Origin of the sequence: Microlunatus sp. GCM10028923 (genome assembly GCF_042666975.1) — a bacterium.
In the GTDB taxonomy this organism is placed as follows: domain Bacteria; phylum Actinomycetota; class Actinomycetes; order Propionibacteriales; family Propionibacteriaceae; genus Microlunatus.
Genome location: NZ_JBHTFF010000001.1, coordinates 722,604 through 739,704, shown reverse-complemented (window position 1 = coordinate 739,704; position 17,101 = coordinate 722,604). Strand labels below are relative to the sequence as shown.

General features: G+C 68.9%; 14 protein-coding genes. 3 read left to right on the top strand and 11 right to left on the bottom strand.

What is annotated here, in order from left to right; all coding sequences use genetic code 11:
- Positions 1 to 50: 50 nt before the first annotated feature.
- The 9 genes from ACFQU4_RS03330 to ACFQU4_RS03290 are packed head-to-tail and all read right to left on the bottom strand — an operon-like array spanning position 51 to position 10,931.
- Entirely contained in the window at positions 51 to 1,799 is a 1,749-nt protein-coding gene (locus ACFQU4_RS03330) for a hypothetical protein (RefSeq protein ID WP_377486902.1), read from the bottom strand.
- A gap of 29 nt (positions 1,800 to 1,828) precedes the next feature.
- Positions 1,829 to 3,295 carry a TCP-1/cpn60 chaperonin family protein gene (locus tag ACFQU4_RS03325; protein WP_377486899.1) on the bottom strand — a complete coding sequence of 489 codons (1,467 nt, stop codon included), beginning with the start codon at positions 3,293 to 3,295 and terminating at the stop codon, positions 1,829 to 1,831.
- Positions 3,288 to 4,283 carry an ABC transporter ATP-binding protein gene (locus ACFQU4_RS03320; RefSeq protein WP_377486896.1) on the bottom strand — a complete coding sequence of 332 codons (996 nt, stop codon included), beginning with the start codon at positions 4,281 to 4,283 and terminating at the stop codon, positions 3,288 to 3,290. The genes ACFQU4_RS03325 and ACFQU4_RS03320 overlap by 8 nt, the downstream gene beginning before the upstream one ends.
- The gene (locus ACFQU4_RS03315) at positions 4,276 to 4,962 is read right to left on the bottom strand and encodes a hypothetical protein (protein ID WP_377486893.1); all 687 of its coding nucleotides are present in this window, start codon (positions 4,960 to 4,962) and stop codon (positions 4,276 to 4,278) included. The genes ACFQU4_RS03320 and ACFQU4_RS03315 overlap by 8 nt, the downstream gene beginning before the upstream one ends.
- Complete coding sequence (locus tag ACFQU4_RS03310; protein ID WP_377486890.1) at positions 4,959 to 6,089, bottom strand: ABC transporter ATP-binding protein; 1,131 nt, start codon at positions 6,087 to 6,089, stop codon at positions 4,959 to 4,961. Before ACFQU4_RS03310 ends, ACFQU4_RS03315 begins: the two co-directional genes overlap by 4 nt.
- Positions 6,089 to 7,177, bottom strand: coding sequence for an ABC transporter ATP-binding protein (locus ACFQU4_RS03305; protein WP_377486888.1), 1,089 nt, complete (start codon positions 7,175 to 7,177; stop codon positions 6,089 to 6,091). The genes ACFQU4_RS03310 and ACFQU4_RS03305 overlap by 1 nt, the downstream gene beginning before the upstream one ends.
- A 30-nt stretch (positions 7,178 to 7,207) precedes the next feature.
- Positions 7,208 to 8,221: a carbohydrate ABC transporter permease gene (locus ACFQU4_RS03300; protein WP_377486886.1), complete on the bottom strand. Its 1,014-nt coding sequence runs from the start codon at positions 8,219 to 8,221 to the stop codon at positions 7,208 to 7,210.
- Positions 8,221 to 9,231: a carbohydrate ABC transporter permease gene (locus tag ACFQU4_RS03295; protein WP_377486884.1), complete on the bottom strand. Its 1,011-nt coding sequence runs from the start codon at positions 9,229 to 9,231 to the stop codon at positions 8,221 to 8,223. Before ACFQU4_RS03295 ends, ACFQU4_RS03300 begins: the two co-directional genes overlap by 1 nt.
- Positions 9,231 to 10,931 carry an ABC transporter substrate-binding protein gene (locus ACFQU4_RS03290; RefSeq protein WP_377486881.1) on the bottom strand — a complete coding sequence of 567 codons (1,701 nt, stop codon included), beginning with the start codon at positions 10,929 to 10,931 and terminating at the stop codon, positions 9,231 to 9,233. Before ACFQU4_RS03290 ends, ACFQU4_RS03295 begins: the two co-directional genes overlap by 1 nt.
- Before the next feature lie 174 nt (positions 10,932 to 11,105).
- Here ACFQU4_RS03290 and ACFQU4_RS03285 point away from each other — a divergent pair, with 174 nt between their 5' ends.
- The 3 genes from ACFQU4_RS03285 to ACFQU4_RS03275 are packed head-to-tail and all read left to right on the top strand — an operon-like array spanning position 11,106 to position 13,982.
- Positions 11,106 to 12,317: an ROK family protein gene (locus ACFQU4_RS03285; protein ID WP_377487344.1), complete on the top strand. Its 1,212-nt coding sequence runs from the start codon at positions 11,106 to 11,108 to the stop codon at positions 12,315 to 12,317.
- Positions 12,314 to 13,867, top strand: coding sequence for a cellulase family glycosylhydrolase (locus ACFQU4_RS03280; RefSeq protein WP_377486878.1), 1,554 nt, complete (start codon positions 12,314 to 12,316; stop codon positions 13,865 to 13,867). The genes ACFQU4_RS03285 and ACFQU4_RS03280 overlap by 4 nt, the downstream gene beginning before the upstream one ends.
- A complete protein-coding gene (locus ACFQU4_RS03275; RefSeq protein ID WP_377486875.1) occupies positions 13,848 to 13,982 on the top strand; it encodes a hypothetical protein in 135 nt (44 codons plus the stop codon). Before ACFQU4_RS03280 ends, ACFQU4_RS03275 begins: the two co-directional genes overlap by 20 nt.
- A gap of 552 nt (positions 13,983 to 14,534) precedes the next feature.
- Here ACFQU4_RS03275 and ACFQU4_RS03270 read toward each other — a convergent pair.
- Together ACFQU4_RS03270 and ACFQU4_RS03265 are read right to left on the bottom strand one after the other, a co-directional pair.
- Positions 14,535 to 16,163, bottom strand: coding sequence for an extracellular solute-binding protein (locus ACFQU4_RS03270; protein WP_377486872.1), 1,629 nt, complete (start codon positions 16,161 to 16,163; stop codon positions 14,535 to 14,537).
- Positions 16,164 to 16,179: 16 nt separating this feature from the next.
- On the bottom strand, positions 16,180 to 17,052 hold the full coding sequence (locus ACFQU4_RS03265) for a carbohydrate ABC transporter permease (RefSeq protein WP_377486869.1): 873 nt from the start codon (positions 17,050 to 17,052) through the stop codon (positions 16,180 to 16,182).
- Between the last annotated feature and the right edge of the window lie 49 nt (positions 17,053 to 17,101).

Here is a 17,101-nt window from a genome sequence, read left to right as displayed (position 1 = left end):
CCGGAGTTGCGGACTGGGCGGCTCGACTGGTGGTCGGATTTCAAGGCGCGTCAGGTCTGGGAGGTTCGCCAGACGGTGCCGGTACGGTCCAGGGCCAAGGTGGCGTCGTTGGTGATCACGGCGTCGCGGAGGTCGGCCTCGAGCAGCTGATGCCAGTTGGCCCCGCCGTCGGGTGACTCGGACAGGCCGCGGTCGGTCAGGGCGAGCAGGCGACCGGCGGTGCCGATCAAGCGGCGGATCGTTCCGGGTGGCCCGTCGATCCGGCGCCAGCCGTTCGGCCCGGGGATCAGCCGGCGGTCGTCGATCACGGCCGCCGGCGGGTCGAGACTGATCAACACGCGGTCCGGATCCGCCGGGAGCCGGCCGGTCCGGATCAGCCGGTCCGGGGCGGGGCCGCGCCACAGGTCGACTCCGGTGCCGAGGCCGTCCCGGGTTGCGACGAGCAGGTCGGTGCCGACGACGCCGAGCGCCAACGGGGTCGACGTACCCCACGGTGTCGCGGTCGCGGTCCAGCTGAGACCTCGGTCAGCCGAGCGCAACAGACGAGACCCGTCCGCCGGGATCGCCCACCAGCCGCCGTCCCGATCCGGAGCCAACGCGGACACGGCCCCGAGCTCGCCGCCGACCTGCTGCCAGGTGCGACCCGCATCCGCCGATCGGGCCAGACCCTCCGGGCCGGCAGCCAGCAGGACAGCGTCCGGCCCGGCCGCCGCGGTGATCATGGGGAGTGGCGCTCCCGGCAGCGGATCGCCAGAATGCGCCCCACCGGGCGAAGAGCCGTCAGGCAGCAGCGAGGTCTCCAGCAGACCACTCAAGGGTCCGTACGCCAGCACGCGATCACCGACCGGCAGCAGGCGGGACACGTCGTCCAGCGCGGGAAACGGAGCGGGGCACCAGGTGACACCGGCGTCGCGCGATTCAGCCAGACCGGAGGCGGTGCCGGCCAGCAGCAGTCCGTCGGCGTCGGCGAGGGCGTAGGTCGGCTGATCGTGCCTCCGTTGCCAGCGAGCGCCGGCGGCCGAGTCGTACAAACCGGCCGACGTCGCGGCCAGTAGCCGACCTGCGATCGATAGCACGGCCGACGGGACCGCCTCGTCGGGAAGCCGGTCGACCTCCCGCCATTCGTCCCCGTAGCCGCCGAACACGCGGCCCGACTCGGTAAGCGCCCAGCTGTGGTCAGCGTCCGCCCAGAGTGCGGTGATCGGTTCGGTGGGCGTGCCCGGCACCTGGCGCCAGACCCTACCTTCGACGGCCGACCGGCAGAGCCCGCGGTCGGTCGCCGCGAGAGCAGACCCGGACTGGAACGTGAGGGCGGAGACATGATCATCGGGCAGCCCGGCCGATGCGTCGGCCCAGTTCAGACCGTCGTCCGTGCTGCGCAGCACGCCCGCGCCCAGGGTGCCGGCTAGCAGCAGGTCGCCGGAGCGGGCGAGGCAGGTCACCGGGACCGTACGCCGCACCAGCTGCCAGGTCCGGCCATGATCAACCGACCGCCCGATGCCGAGGGGGCCGCCGGTGATCAAGGTCAGGGGAATCCGGCCCGACCCTTCGACAGGCTCAGGGAACGGAGGGGCGGCGGGCTCAGGGACCGGAGGGGCGGCGGGCTCAGGGAACGGAAGGGTGGAGGGCGGGAATCGCCGGTCGGGGGAGGTTGTGATCAGGGCTGCGATGGCGCCGATGGCGGGGTTGGAGGTTTGCCAGGTGCCGGTTGGGTCTCGTACGGCGATCAGGCCGGTGCCACCGATGATCATGGTCCCGGAGGCCGACAGCAGGGACAGGACGGCCGGTGAGCCGGTCACTCGGCCGATCGGATGCCAGGCGGCGGCCATCAGGAGGCCCGGCGGTACGGCAGCACAGCCGCGGTGGTGATCACGGAGCCGGCCAGGCTGCCTGCCGCGCGGACTGCGCCAATCAGGACGCCGACCGGGTCCAAGATCACCGCTCCGCCGCTCGGGCCGATGCGCCGGGCCGGCGCCGAAAGTGCGTCGGCGATGGCGGAGAGGCCCCAGGCTTCCTCGTCCGAGTCGCAGGAGCCCCGGGCGGCCCGGACCGCGCCGGCCGCATCCCGGAGCGCGGTCCCGCCGCCGGCCACGACGCCGCCGGCCAGAGCGAGTTCGACGACCCGCTGCGAGCTCCGTACCGCCTCGATCCGGGCCGTCCGGTCGCACTCGGTGACGCCGCCGACGATGATCACCGCCTGACTGCCGGACAGGCGCGCACGCCGTTGCCGGAGCACCGACCAGGCATCTCCGCCGGGATCGACGGTGGTGGTGTGGGCGGCCAGTCGATCGGCGGTCGCACGGATGGTCGCCGGGTCGCCGCCGCCGCGGGTCAGGGTCAGGTGGGCTCGGGTCAGCTGCGCTCGGCGGGCGGTGCCGCAGTCGGCCTCGCGCACCGACCGCAGAGGTCTCCCGACCAGGTCGCCGAGCGGTGTCGCGCCGGTCAGCAATGCGAGGTCGCCGAGGTGGGCGGGCAGTTGCTCGCCCAGCTCGGTCAGCCGGGCCGGCACCACGGACAGGCGGTGCCGATTCGCCAGTACGGCAGCCCGGGCAGCACCCTCGAGCCCGCGGGTGATCAGCAGCACGGAGCGGCGCGCGACCAGGCCGAGTTCCAGGGCGGGCACGACCTCCGCCGCCTCCCTTACGGTCTCGTCGGCCAAGATCACCAGCGGATCGTGCAGTGTCACCGCCTCCCCCGCCGGCAAGGCCACCAGGTCCGGCACGGACTGAGCGGCCCGCCAGCGGGCCCCGTCGACGAAGGCGGCCTCGAGACCCGGCCCGGCCCGCTCCTCCAGCACCAGCGCGACCCGGTCCCCGAGCGCCTCACAGACCTCCGCGATCACCTCGGCGACCTCGTGATCTTGACCCGCGCCGAACGCAAGCCCGGCCAGTGCGGCACGACCGGCGACGAGTTCGCTCGCCGATGCCAATGCGGCGCAACAGACGTCGACGCCGCGGTCGATACCGCGCCGCAGTCGGCCTGGATCGGCTCCGGCGACGACCAGCCGAGTGGCCGAGGCGACCAGCTCCCGGGCCAGTACGGCGACGGTCGCCGCACCGTCCCCGCAGCGGCGCCGGACGCCGAGACACGCCTCCCGTAACGCCATCGCGCCGGGATGCAGCTTCGGGTCGCCGAGCGCGGTCAGCCGGCGGGCCAGCACCGCCGCCTCGGTGATCAACTCCGGCTTACCATGATCGCCGACGAGCACCGGTGCGGCACCGGGCCCATACGTACGGGCCAGGATCTCCCCCATCGCGGCGACTCCGGCGGCCAGTCGGACGGCAGCCTCAGTCATCGCCGATGGCCCGTTCCGTCGCCCGGTCGAACCAGCGGATCGGCCCGGCCAGGTCGAACGACACGTGATCACCGGGTTCAGCGTCAAGATCATCGTCGAGCACCGCGAGCAGCTCGGTCCCGTCCGATGCGGCGAACCGTACGGTCAACTCGACCAGCCCCTCCTCGACGGTGATCACCGTCCCCGCGATCTCGCCGGACCCGTTGGCCGCCGGCCGCAGCGCCTCAGGCCGGAACCCGGCCAGCCGCTCGCCCCTCGGCAACAGGTTCATCGGCGGGCTGCCGACAAACCGGGCGACAAACGCGTTCGACGGCGCGGCCAGCAGCTCGTCCGGACTCGCGACCTGCTGCAGCACCCCGTGGGACATGATCGCGACCCGGTCGGCCATCGCGAACGCCTCACTTTGATCATGAGTCACGTAGACACTGGGCCGCCCCTGCTCCCGGTGCACGGCCAGCACGTCCCGGCGGGCCTGGTGCCGCAGCTTCGGGTCGAGGTTAGACATCGGCTCGTCGTAGAGGAACGCGTCCGCGTCCTTGACCATCGCCCGGGCCAGCGCCACCCGCTGCTGCTCGCCGCCGGACAGGTCCTGCGGCGCCTGGCCGAGCAGGTCGGTGAGCCCGAGCCGTCCTGCGGCGCGCTCGACCCGGCTCCGGATCTCGGCCTTGTCCAGTCCGCCCCGCGCCTCGAGGCCGTACGCGATGTTGCCGCGGACGTCCATCGACGGATAGAGACCGTACTCCTGGAACACCATGCCCAGATTGCGTTGCCGCGGCGGCAACGCCTGGATCTCCCGGCCGCCGACCATGATCACGCCGCGGTCCGGCGTTTCCAGCCCGCAGATCAACCGGAGCAGGGTCGACTTGCCGCTGCCCGACGTGCCGAGCAGCACGAAGAACTCGCCGGCAGCGACCGTGAAGCTGACGTCGTCGACCGCGGGGTGATCACCGAGCCGCTTCGATACGCCCCGGACCTCGAGTTCAGTCATCGCCCTCTCCTGCATGGTCGAGGAGATTTACCTGGATCAGTGCCAGCACAGCGGGTACGGCGAGCACGGCGCCGGCGACCGTGAGCACGCCGATGATCAGGAACACCGCGCTGGCCAGGGCCCCACGCACAGTGAGCCCGGGTCGCCGCCAGACCAGCAGCGCGGCGCCGCGCAGCACGCCGAGGGCCGTCGCACCCGGAACCCGGACCAGCAGCGGGGCCCACCAGATCGAGCAGACCGACACAACCAGCAAGCTCAGTTGGGCGCCGACGGCGACCACCGGATGTGTCCCGGCCGCCAGCACAGCCGCCATGATCAATCCCACCAGGATCAGGTACGGCAGCGCCAACACCCGCACCGCGTCCGCCCAGACTCCGCGCATCGCCTCGACGGCCGTAGCCAGCCCTAGCTCTTCACCGTCCAGGGCGGCCGAGACCAGCGCGTACAGCATTCCGGTCGCCGGCACGACGAGCAAACAGGTCGCCGCGGCCAGCGCAAGCCGAACCCCGGCAGGCAGTCCCGACGCGGCGAACGCGACCGTCGCCGGCGCCAGGGACAGCGACCAGCCGAGGCTCAGCCCGACCATCCGCTCCACCTGCCCGCCGAACACCGCGAGCGCACCGATCACCGGCCCGCGGTGCCGCTCCGGCGCGATCCCGGTGTGGTCGAGGGCGGTCATGAGGGATCCCTTCGCAACAAGGAAGTCTCGCTGACCGGGTCGAACAGGTGCAGCCGGTCCAGGTCCGCGGCGAGCGGCACCTCCTGCCCGACATAGCGGTCCGGCAGCCGGCCGGCGAAGCTCGCGGTCAGGTCGAGCCGGCCGTCCGGCCCGGCCACGGTGGCATAGACCGTGGACCCGGCCGTGGTCGGCTCGATCAACTCCACCGCGGCCTGCAGGGTGTTGTGCTCACCCACCGCGAACTTGGCCTGCCGCGGCGTGTGCAGATCCTCCGGCCGCAGCCCGACGGTCACCGGACCCTCGACCGGCCCGGTCAGCCGGGCCGTCAGCCGTTCCGGCAGCCGGAACGTGAACGCCGGCGCGGTGATCACGATGCCCTCGTCGTCGCGGCTCAGCTCGGCCTCGATCAGGTTGATGCTCGGTGTACCGATGAAGAAGGCAACGAACCGGCTTGCCGGCGCCTCGTACAGTTCGCGCGGGGTGCCGACCTGCTCGATCCGGCCGGCCCGCATCACCGCCATCCGATCACCCATCGAGAGCGCCTCGGATTGATCATGGGTGACGTAGACGGTCGGCTTCCGCTGCCGCCGGTGCAACTGCAGGATGTCCTCGCGGGCCTGGTGCCGCAGTTGCGCGTCCAGGTTGGACAACGGCTCGTCGTACAAGTAGGCCTGCGCGTCCCGGACCAGCGCCCGGGCCAAGGCGACCCGCTGCCGTTCGCCGCCGGACAGCTGCCGCGGCTTCCGCCGGAGCAGGTGCTCGATCCGGAACGTCGCGGCCGCTTCGCCGACCCGGCGGCGGATCTCCGCGCCCGGAGTCCGTCGCGACCGGAGCCCGTACGCGATGTTGTCGTAGACGCCGAGGTGCGGAAAGATCGCGTAATCCTGGAACACCATGGCGATGTCGCGGTCCCGGGGCCGGACGTCGTTGACCGGACGGGAGTTGATCTCCAGCCGGCCCTCGTCGATCGACTCCAATCCGGCGATCATCCGCAGCGTGGTGGTCTTGCCGCAGCCGGACGGCCCGACCAGCACGAAGAACTCGCCCTCGCCGACGGTGATGTCGACGCCGGCCACGGCCGACTTCTCGCCGAACCTCTTGATCAACTTCGAAGCCATGATCGTCATCAGAAGAACTCCGGGGGTCCGGGGGTGTGCAGCGCCGCCTCGTCGTCGGCGCCGAAGATCAACACCGAGTCCCAGTCCGGCGTGAACCGGGCCCCGCCGTCGGCCGGCCCGCCGGGCAGCACCAGTGTCGCGTCGCTGCCGGCGACGGTGCCGTGCGCCAGGGTGAGCCGTTCACCGGGGATGGTCTCGGTCCGTTTCAGCTGTACGGGAGCGCCGGCCGGATCGACCCGCCAGCCCTCCGGCCGGACGCCCAGACGGACCGGTCCGGGTGGCAGCCGGCCGGCCAGGAACCCGGGCAGCGGCCAATCGACACCGTCCACCCGGAGCACCCGATTCTCTACCAGCGCAGGGATGACGGCTAGCGGCCTACTGCCGAGAAAGCGCGCAACGAACAGCGTCTCCGGACTGTAGTACAGCTCGTCGAAGGTGCCGACCTGGGCCGCCCGGCCGTCCCGCAGCACCGCAATCCGGCGGCCCATGAAAACCGCCTCCTGTTGATCATGCGTGACGAACAGGGTGGTGATCCCATACCGCTGCAGCAGCCGAGCCAGTTCGATCCGGGTGCTCTCGCGCAGCTTCGCGTCAAGGTTGACGATCGGCTCGTCCATCAGGAACAGGGTCGGGTCACGGACGATGCAGCGGGCGATCGCGACCCGCTGCTGCTCGCCGCCGGACAGCGTCGTCGACTGCTGGCCCAGCAGCAGCTCGAAGCCGACGCCCATCAGGTCCGCGATCTCCTGCGCCCGAGCCCTCGCCTCGGCCTCCGTGCGCCGGTGCACATCGAAGTAGTACTTGAGATTCCCGGCGCCCTTCATCGTCGGATAGAGCGCGTAATCCTGGAACACCATGCCGATGCCACGGTCCTGCGGCCGGATCCCGGCGACGTCATGATCATCGTAGAAGACCGTCCCGGAGTCCGGGTCCTCCAGCCCGGCGACCAGCCGGAGCAGGGTGCTCTTGCCACAGCCGGACGGCCCGACCACGCTCAAGGTCTCGCCGTCCTCGATCTCCAGGCTGAGCTGGTCCAGCGCGGGCGGCCGGTCCTGATCATCGCGCAATGAGTCGGCGGTGACGTACCGCCTGGTCACTTGATCAACTCTGATCCGCATCGCCATCCCCTACTTCAGCCCGCGGATCTTGATGCCGCGGAGCAGGTACTCCCGGCAGATCAGGAACGCGGCGAACACCGGGATCGACTGCAGGATCGCCAGCACCATCATCCCGTTCCAGGTCAGCCCGGACTCCAGCAGACTGGACATTCCCTCGGCCTGGGCGGCCTCGGCGGCGCCGGTGGTGCCCTTGGTGGTCAGCCGGTTGATCAACTGGTAGGTCGCGACGGACAGCGTCACCTTCTCCGGTGACTGCAGGGTGACCAACTGCCAGAGGAAGTTGTCCCAGACCGAGCCGAAGCTCAGGTAGGCGGTGACGGCGAACACCGGCACCGACATCGGCAGTACGATCCGGCGGAAGATGTTGAGCTCAGAGCCGCCGTCCACCCGGGCCGCGTTGATCACCGAGTCCGGGATGGTGTCGAAGAATCCCTTGAACAGCAGAAAATTGAAGGGTACGAACAGCGCCGGCAGGATCACCGCCCACGGCGTGTCCCAGAGCCGCACCGACGGCAGCTCGCCACCACCGGGCAGCTCGGGCGCGTCCGGCAGCGCGAACGGGAAGTTCAGCGTCAGCAGATACATCGGGATCAGCGTCACCACGAACGGAACCATCATCGTCCCGATGAAGAACAGGAACGACAGCCGCGCGGTCCGGCCGGCCTGCAGCTTGCTGTTGGCGTAGGCGGCGAGCGCGGTGATCGGCAGTCCGAGGCCGACCGCGACGATCGTGATGAACGCCGAGTTCGCGAAATAGACCCAGAACGGGTGCTTCACCAACTCCACCTGGGCGCTGTCGCCGAGTTGCAGTACCAGCGCCCAGGCGTCCCAGGTGATCTGCGACGGCAGCAACGTCGGTGGTGTCCTGATCACCTCGTCGCCGGGCTTCACCGACGTGGACAGGATGTAGAGGAACGGCAGCAGGTGCAGCACCACGCCGATGCCGAGGAAGGTGAAGATCCCGGCCCGGGTCAGCCGAAGGCCCGGCTGCCTGGTGCCGACCTTGGGCAGCAACGCCGGCATCAGTGATCATCCTCCCGGTCGTGATCATCCTTGCGGCGGGTTCGGGTGACCACCTCGCGCAGCGACCGCCGCGGTGGCGCGTCCGGATCCTCCGGGACGGCGAACCGCATCACGGCCACGATGATCATGATCAACGCGAACAGCAGCACGGACAGCGCGGTCGCGTCGGCGAACCGGAGCTGGGCCAAGATGTCGTAGACGTACATCACCACGGTGCGGCTGGCGCCGCCCGGACCGCCGTCGGTCATCAGCTTCGGCCACTCGAACTGCTGCAGGTTGCCGATCACCGCGAACATCAACATCATCAGGATCACCGGCCGCAGCCGGGGCAGCGAGATGGTCCAGATCTTGCGCCAGAAGCCGGCGCCCTCGATCTCGGCCGCCTCGTAGTAGGAGGCCGGCACGCTCTGCAGCGTGGCCAGGTAGATCAGCCCGGGACCGTACAAGATCAAACCGGGCAGCACCAGCCAGAACAGCACCTGATCACTGCTGTTGAGGAAGGGCTGCGGACCGAGCCCGAGCCCGGTCGCGATCCCCTGCAGCAGGCCGTAGTCGGTGTTGTAGACGTACCGCCACAAGATCGCGGTGCCGACCGAGCTCAGCGGCAGGAACCAGAGCAGCATCATCCAGCGCATCAGCCGGCGGGGCATCTCCATCAGCAGGATCGCGACGAAGATCGGCAGCACGAAGGTGAGCACCACCGACAGCACGGCGAACACGATCGACACCTGGAACGCCTGCACCACCAGGGGATCCCGGATCATCCGCAGGTAGCTCTCCAGCCCGGTGAAGTCGACGTCGCCGCGCAGCCGGGCGTCGGTCAGGCTGAGTCCGAACGCGGTGATCAGCGGATACCAGCCCCAGACCAGGTTGAGCAGTACGGCCGGGCCGAGGAACAGCCAGAGCTGTCGCCGCCGCCTCGGTCGCTTCGCCGTTCCGGTCGCGGGCTCCGGGCTGTCGGGATCGGCGGTCGCCGGCGTCGTCTCGTCGGTCGCGGTGTCGGCGCTCATCAGCCGAGCACCGGTTTCACGTGCTGGTCGTGCCAGGGCTGGAAGACGGTGCTGTGGAACTCCGGCGCATGATCACGCCAGTGCGTCCCCAGCGCTTCGTAGTACGCCTTCGCCCCGGCGACGAACTCGTCCCGGCCGACACTGGAGGTGAAGCTCGCCGCCTGCTGGTTGCGGACGTCGCCGAGCCGGGTGAGGTCAGCCAGCACATCCGGCGCCGCCCGCTCGTACCACCACTTGCTGGTGGCGTCGTTGACCGCGGCGTCGCCGGGTCCAGCGTTCTGTTCCACGGGAATGTACGAGCTCGGCTGCGGCCGCTGCGGCAGTCCCGCGATGGCGTCGATCTCGGCCCCGATCTTGGTTCCCCAGCCCTCCGCGAGTGAGCCCGGCAGGCCCTCGGCCACCTCGGTGAACACGGGATAGGCCCGGCCGCCCTGCCAGACCGACGAGGCATCCTTCGCCTTCGCGTACTGGGCTTCGCCGCGCTTGATGTTGCCGTCGGTGACCATGTACATGTGCAGGCTGAACGCGGCCAGCAGCCCGTCGTCGGAGAGCTCCGGGTCGAACGCGGCGGCCTGCAGGATGTTCTCGCCGGAACTGGGCCCGCCGTGCCCGTTCAGGCCGGCCGGCAGCGGCGCGATCCCGGTCACCTCGTCCAGCGGCTTGCCCAGCTTCTTGGCCAGCGCCATCGGCCCGTCGGCCGCGTTCGGCCCCTGCAGCAGCATGTCGACCGAGTTGATCTGCAGGGCGATCTCGCCTCGGTTGAACTTCTGCCGCGGCGCCCACGGGTCGTCGCCGGTGCCGATGTCGGCCAGCGCCGTTCGGTCCTCGAAGATCATTCCTCGCAGATTGGCCACCGCGGCGGCGAAGTCGTCGGCCCGGGTGGTGTAGTCGTACCGCCACAGCCAGGGTCCGTCCGGGTTGGGCAGCTCGCCGAGCTCGGTGGCCCCTTCGCCGACGGTGAACGACGTGTTCATGACGCCGGTGCGCAGCATGATCCCCTTGCGACTGGGCCCGTTCAGGGCCCTGGCCAACGCCCGCAGGTCGGCCCAGGTCCAGCCGATCTTCGGCTGCTCGAGGCCGAGCTCGGCGACCAGATCACGCCGATAATGCACCACCTCGCCGACGCTGAACGTGAGCGGCGCCCCGAACGACTGTTGATCAAGCTGCCAGCTGCGCTGCCACACCTCGCGGGCGGCCGGGGTCATCCGGTTGATCATGTCGAACCGGCCGACCAGATCGGTCGTGTCCGCGGCCAGCTGCTGGGCGAAGGCCTGCTTGATGCCCTCGGTGTTCCAGCCGCCGATCACGTTGGCGTAGTAGATCGCGGGCGCGGTGCCGCCGGCGATCGCGGTAAGCATCGCGTCCTTGGTCCAGACGTCGACGTTGACCGCCTCGAGCTTGACCGCGGGGTTCTCGGTCAGCCAGCCCTCCAGCACCGACGCGTAAATCTCCTGGTCCGGCTTCTCCTTGCGGGTCTTGGCATCCGGCAGCGCCTGGTACGGGCCCGCGTCACTCACCTTGAGCGTGACGGCGGGCAGCTCGGACGGCAGCGACTGCTGCGCGCCGGGCTGCTGCGCACCGGGGGTGCAGCCGACCCCAGCCAGCGCCGTGGTACCGACACCGGCACCGATCGAGGCGTGCAGGAAGGCACGCCGGGTCAGCGGCGGAACCGGTCCTGCGGCGGAGGGCAAGGTCGTCATGGTTGTACTCCCAGTGGCTCGTCGATGAGCGGTGACCTACTTTCGTTACGCCATAATTTAAGCCGCGCTATTTGCGAGGTGTCAAGAGCGGTACGCGCTTGCGCCGGGAACTCTTTCAAGGCATATTCGATCCAGATCGACACCCTCGACGACGATCAAGGAGGCGAGTTGATCATGAAATCCGTGGCCGGCCGCGGCCCCACCGTGCGCGACCTGCGCCGGCAGAACCGGGCCCGAGTGCTGCGCAGCATCGCGTTGTCCGGCGAGACCCACCGCGCAGCGATCGCCGCCGACTGTGGGCTCTCCACGGCGACGATCACCAACGTCGTCACGGATCTGATCGGCGACGGGCTGGTCCAGGAGATCGGCTCCGTGCCGTCCAACGGCGGACGGCCCATCGCCCGGCTCTCGGTCCGACCGGAGGGTGCCTACCTGATCGGTGCGGACATCGGCGAGACCGGGGTGATCGTCGAACTGTTCGATCTCTCGTTGACCGCGGTCGCCCAGATCCGCACCGACCTGCCCACCGCGACCGCCACCGCCGCCGAGGTCGGCGCCGCGTTGACCGAGGCAGTGCAGTCGATCATGAACGACCGGCCGGAGATCGTCGACCGGCTGATCGGGATGGGCCTCGGCGCCCCCGGCCTGATCGAGCAGATCGACGGCCGGCCGGTGCTCTACGCGCAGAGTGTCGGCTGGGAACCGGTCGACCTGGCCGACCTCTGCCCGATCGACAACCTCACCCTGGAAGCCGAGAACGGCGCCAAGACTCTGACCATGGCCGAGCAGTGGTTCGGGGCCGCCCGCGATGTCGACGACTGCGTCGTGGTCCTGATCGGCCGCGGCATCGGCGCCGGCATCATCAGTGGCGGGCGGCTGCTTCGTGGCACCGCCGGCAGCGCCGGCGAGCTCGGCCACCTCAAGATCTCGATCGGCGGGCCGGACTGCCGGTGCGGCGACCGCGGCTGTCTGGAAGCCTATGTCGGCAGCGGCGGACTGGTCGCCCGTTGGCGCAAGGCGACCCGGCGTTCGGCCCAGCGGAGCACCGTTCGGCACCTGTTCGAGGACGCCGAGGCTGGCACTGCGAGTGCCAGCCGGGTGCTCGACGAGACCGTCGAACTGTTCGGGGTCGGGCTGGCCAACCTGGTCAACCTGATCAACCCCGAACGGATCGTGATCGGTGGGCCGACCGGCGGGCCCCTGTTCGCCGCGCGCGGTCCGCAGCTGGCCGACGCCGTCCGCGCCCATGCCCTGCGGCGGCCCGGCGATCAGTGCACCCTGGCCCCGGCCGGGATGGGCGTCGACGCTGTCGCGCTCGGTGCCGCGCTGCTGCCGCTGGAACGCCTCATCGAGGGCGACGCCACGCCGCCGGCGGTGCTGGCATGACCTTCCAGGGCTTCGTCCACGCGGACCGTGGCCGGTTGGTCGACGGCACCGGGGATGCCTTGTCCTGGCAGGGAATCGGACTCGGCAACTGGCTGCTGGCGGAGGGCTACATGTGGCTGCTCTGGGGTGGCCCGCAGTCCGCCCGCGGCATCGAGGCCATGATCGAATCGCTGGTCGGGCCCGACCGGGCCGCAGAGTTCTGGGCCGGCTTCCGGGACGTCTTCGTGACCGAGGCCGACCTCGCCGCGATCGCCACCGCCGGGTTCGATCATGTCCGCCTGCCGATCAACTCCCGGATCCTCGTCGATGATCATGGGACGCGACTCGAGTCCGGTTGGGCGTTGATCGACCGTCTGGTCGAGTGGTGCCGCCGGCACCAGCTCTGGATCGTGCTCGACCTGCACGGAGCGCCGGGCGGGCAGACCGGCACCGAGATCGACGACTCGCCGAACGGCCGGCCGGAACTGTTCACCGAGCCGCGGTACCGCGACCTCACGGTACGGCTCTGGACCATGATCGCCGAGCAGTACGCCGACGAGCCGGTGATCGCCGGCTACGACCTGCTCAACGAGCCTCTGCCGGGCGACTACCAGCACCAATTCGCCGACGAGCTGGTCGCGCTCTACCGCGACCTGACCGCGGCCATCCGGACCGTCGACCGGAACCACCTGATCATCTACGAGGGCAGCAACTGGGCCACCAACGTGAACTCGTTCACCGAGGTCTGGGACCCCAACTCCATGATCGCGTTCCACAAGTACTGGTCGCCGCCGGACCGGCCCAGCATCGCCGACTTCCTTGCCGCACGGGAGCGGCTGGGCCTGCCGCTCTACCTCGGCGAGTCCGGCGAGAACACCCTCGAGTGGCTGCAGACCACCTTTCAGCTGGCCGCAGACCATGGAATCGGCTGGAACTTCTGGCCGTGGAAAAAGCTGGACACCGAGACGTCGCCGTGCTCGGTGGTGCCGCCGGACGGCTGGGCGGCGATCACCGGTTGGGCCGCCGGCAAGGCTCCGCAGCCCGACCCGGACACCGCCTGGGCGACGCTGACCAAGCTGCTGGACCGCATGCGCTACGAGCGTTGCGATCAGCGCACCGAGGTGATCAACGCAGTGCTGCGCCGGGTACCGCTGCGGCTGCCGGCGACCGGATTCCACTTCCGGAACGGGGCGAGCACCGCGGCTCCGGTGCCGCTGCCGTCATTCCGCTCGGACGATTCGATCACCGTCCGGTCCGCGGCGGGCGAGCCGGACTTCTCGTACCGGAGGGGAAAGGTCGCGCCCGAACTGACCGTCCTGCTCGACGCCGGCGACTGGGTCGAGTACGAGGTGAACCTGGCGGAACCGATCAGAGTCGCCGTGACCGTCGACCTCGCCGACGACGACCGGCCAGAGCTGAGCCTCGACGGCCTCCCGCTGGAACCGGACGGCAACAGCTGGCGAGCGACCGAGTCGGCGCCCGCCGGACGACATCGGCTCCGGCTGACGGCTCGTCGGGACGGCACCCGCCTGACCACCCTCAACGTATCCGGTGATCATCGACCCGATTGACCTGGGCCCTGCCGGCGACCAGGCAGAACGTCGAACACGATCCCTGAGCCAGACCTTCACCGGGCAGCACTTCACCGCCACCGACGCGGAGGTCGAGTTCGACGACGGAGGCTGATCGACACCGACGTTCTCGTCAATGCCACCGGAGCCGGCGCGGCGGATCTCGAACCAACCAGCGGTCCGAGCCGGTGATCCCACGGCCCAACAGGCTTGGTCGCCGGAGTCGACAGCGACCACGACGTGGTCTCGACCGTCGTCCGAATGCCAACCCTGGGCATCCGACCCGACGGGGTACCCCGAGCGATCCTGCACAGCCACGACCTCGACACCAGGGCCACCAACGATCCCGACAGTGCAGAACAGGCCGCCGAAATCCTCCTCGCCCGGGCCCGCGCCGCGTTCCCCGACGCGGGAGGAATCACCCTCCGGCGGATCACCACAGGTCCGAGGCCGACCCCTCGCGACGGTCTGCCGTCAGTCGGCGCGATCCCGGGCCTGCCGGGATACTTCGAATTCATCGCCCACAGCGAATCACCTTGGCGCGCCGCTGCTGGGCCGGATCCTTGCCACGGAAATCCTCAGCGGTGCACCACATCCACTCCTCCACCGATGCCGCCCTGGAAGACCGGTAGACGAACTGCGATTGACTCGGCGCCGCCCGTAGGAGTCAGTGTGAGTCGGCAAGTGCCTTTGCGAGTTCCTCGGCAATCTGGTCGCCGCCGTCGGACCGCCACTTCTTGACCGCGGGGGCCCAGGCGGAGATCGGCTTGCGGCCTTGGATGATGTCGTCGATGACGTTGTCGATGGCCTCGCCGATCTGCGGCCCCTTGCGCACATTGGTTTCCGAATACAGACCTGCGACCGGGTCTGGGATGGCCGTAGGGCAGACCTCCTTCATCGCGTTGAAGGCGGCCTCGCTGCTTCCCTCCTTCGGTAGGAAGATGGCCCAGGGTGAGTCCGCCAGGTATTCCTGACCCAACTTGGTCTCGCTCTTTCCCTTGTCATTGAGAATCGGATTTCCGTCGACGAGGTCGTAATCGACGCCTTCGATCCCGAACTTGCGGAACAGATACTCCTGGGTGCCGAACGGCGCGGCCAGGAAGTTCAAGTATCCGAGCAGGCTCTCGACGCGCCCTTCGGCGCTCTTGCTGATCGCCGTGTTCGCAATCGTGGGGGCACCCAGCCAGATCCTGCCCGGACCCGAACCGTCGTGCTTCGGCGGAGAAGTGATGGCGATCCTCGCCTCCTTGTCGACGGCAACCTGAAGGTACGTCGCCCACGCCGTGAAGGTGTCAAGCGCCAGCGGACTTGAACCATTGCCGAAGCGAGCCTTCACGTCGAAGTTCTGGCCGGCAAACGCGTCTGGATGGATATAGCCGGATTTCCAGAGCCGATTGAGGAGTTCGAATGCCTGTTCGTGACCCTCGTGCACGAGATAGCTGGTCAGCGATCCGCCATCCTCGCTCCATCGGTTCGGAATGTCGAACATGTTCCACACGTATTCCGTCGGAGCCTTGCCCAGTGCGAAGCGATTCCGGCGACTGTCGGTGAGCGCCTTACACAGTTCGAGGAAGTCGTCAGCGCTCTTGACCTCAGCTTTCAGGCCTTCGGCTTCGAGGATGTCCTCGCGACTGTAGAGAACCTTCGAGCTGATCGCGCCACGCGGGATGGGGATGCCATAGATCTTGCCGTTGAAGATCGATGCGTTCCAGCCGGCCGCGGGAAGATTCGCCAGGAACGGGTACTTCTTCACGTTATCCCCGGAGAGGTGCGGCGTAAGGTCCACGGCCCGAGCCTCCAGGAGCTGGGGGATCTGCGGGATGTTGCCTACCGTGAAGATGTCGCCGAGCTTGTTGCCGGCGACCGCCGTGGCGAACTTCTGCATGTATTCCGATGACGGGGTGAGGCTGATCGTGATCGGGGATCCGACCTGCTTGTTCAGCTCCTGCCAGAAGGCATTCTGCTCCAGCTTGGGCGGAATGGGCGCGTTGGTGTAGGTCGTCACACTGATCGGCTTGCCATCCCCTGGCGGGTCGTTGATCACGTCCACCGGTTCGGCCGGATACCGCTTGAAGGCGTCCGGAATCCCGAACTCTTCTCCCGCCAGGTCGGGCGAGACTCCGGTGTAGCGGAGGTAGGCGGGACGCACCTTTGAGCGGGCTGCTTCGTCGTTATCTCCACTCGAACCACCACGGCCCTCGTTGGAGCAGCCCGTGACCGCGCTGGCCAGACCGAATGCGGCACCCCCCAACATGAGAGTACGACGGGTCAGCGAACGCGAATCTCTGTCGTTCACGGTTCCTTCCTTTCTGTCAGCCTTTGACGGCTCCAGTGAGCACGCCTTTGGCGAAGTGGCGCTGGATGAATGGGTACACGCACAGGATCGGAATGATCGAAATCATCAGAATGGCCATCTGGATCGAGGTCTGCGGCGGCAGGGCCTCGGAACCGACACCGAGATCCTGACCGCCGATCTCGACCCCGTTCACGACATAGGTCCGCAGCACCAACTGCAGCGGCCACAGACTGCTGTCGTCGATGTACAGCAGGGCGTTGAAGAAGCTGTTCCAGTAACCGACCCCGTAGAAGAGGCCGATCACCGCCACCACGGCCTTGGACAGCGGCAGCCCGATGTGCCAGAACAGTTTCCACTCCGTCGCGCCGTCGATCCGCGCCGAGTCGACGATCTCCCCCGGCAGACCGACGAAGAACGCCCGAACGACGATCACGTTGAACGCGCTGACGCAGGTCGGAACGATCACCGACCATAGGCTGTTCAGGAGCCCGAACTGCTGGACGGTGAGGTACATCGGGATCAGGCCCGGATTGAACAGCAGGCTGACCAGCACCAGCAACAACAGGGCCTTGTTGCCGATCGTGCCGCGCCGGCTCAGCGCCCAGCCGAGGGTGCAGGTGAGCAGCAGCGCGATCCCGGTACCGACGACGGTGACAAAGCTGCTCACCAGCAGCGCCTGGGTCACCGTGCCACCGGCGAAGATCGACCGGTACGCCGACAGGTCGATCCCCTGGGTCGGGAACAGGACGAAGCCGCCGGCCCTGATCACCTCCTCCGGCTTGGCCAGGCTGGTCGAGATCACCCCGATGAACGGGAACACGACCAGACCACAGATGATGATCAAGAAGATGGCCTTGACGATCCGCTCGGTCGCCCCCGGCCTCACCATCCCGCCGGCCAGTGGCTTGCCTCGCTTCCGGGTCGGTATCGGTCTGGCG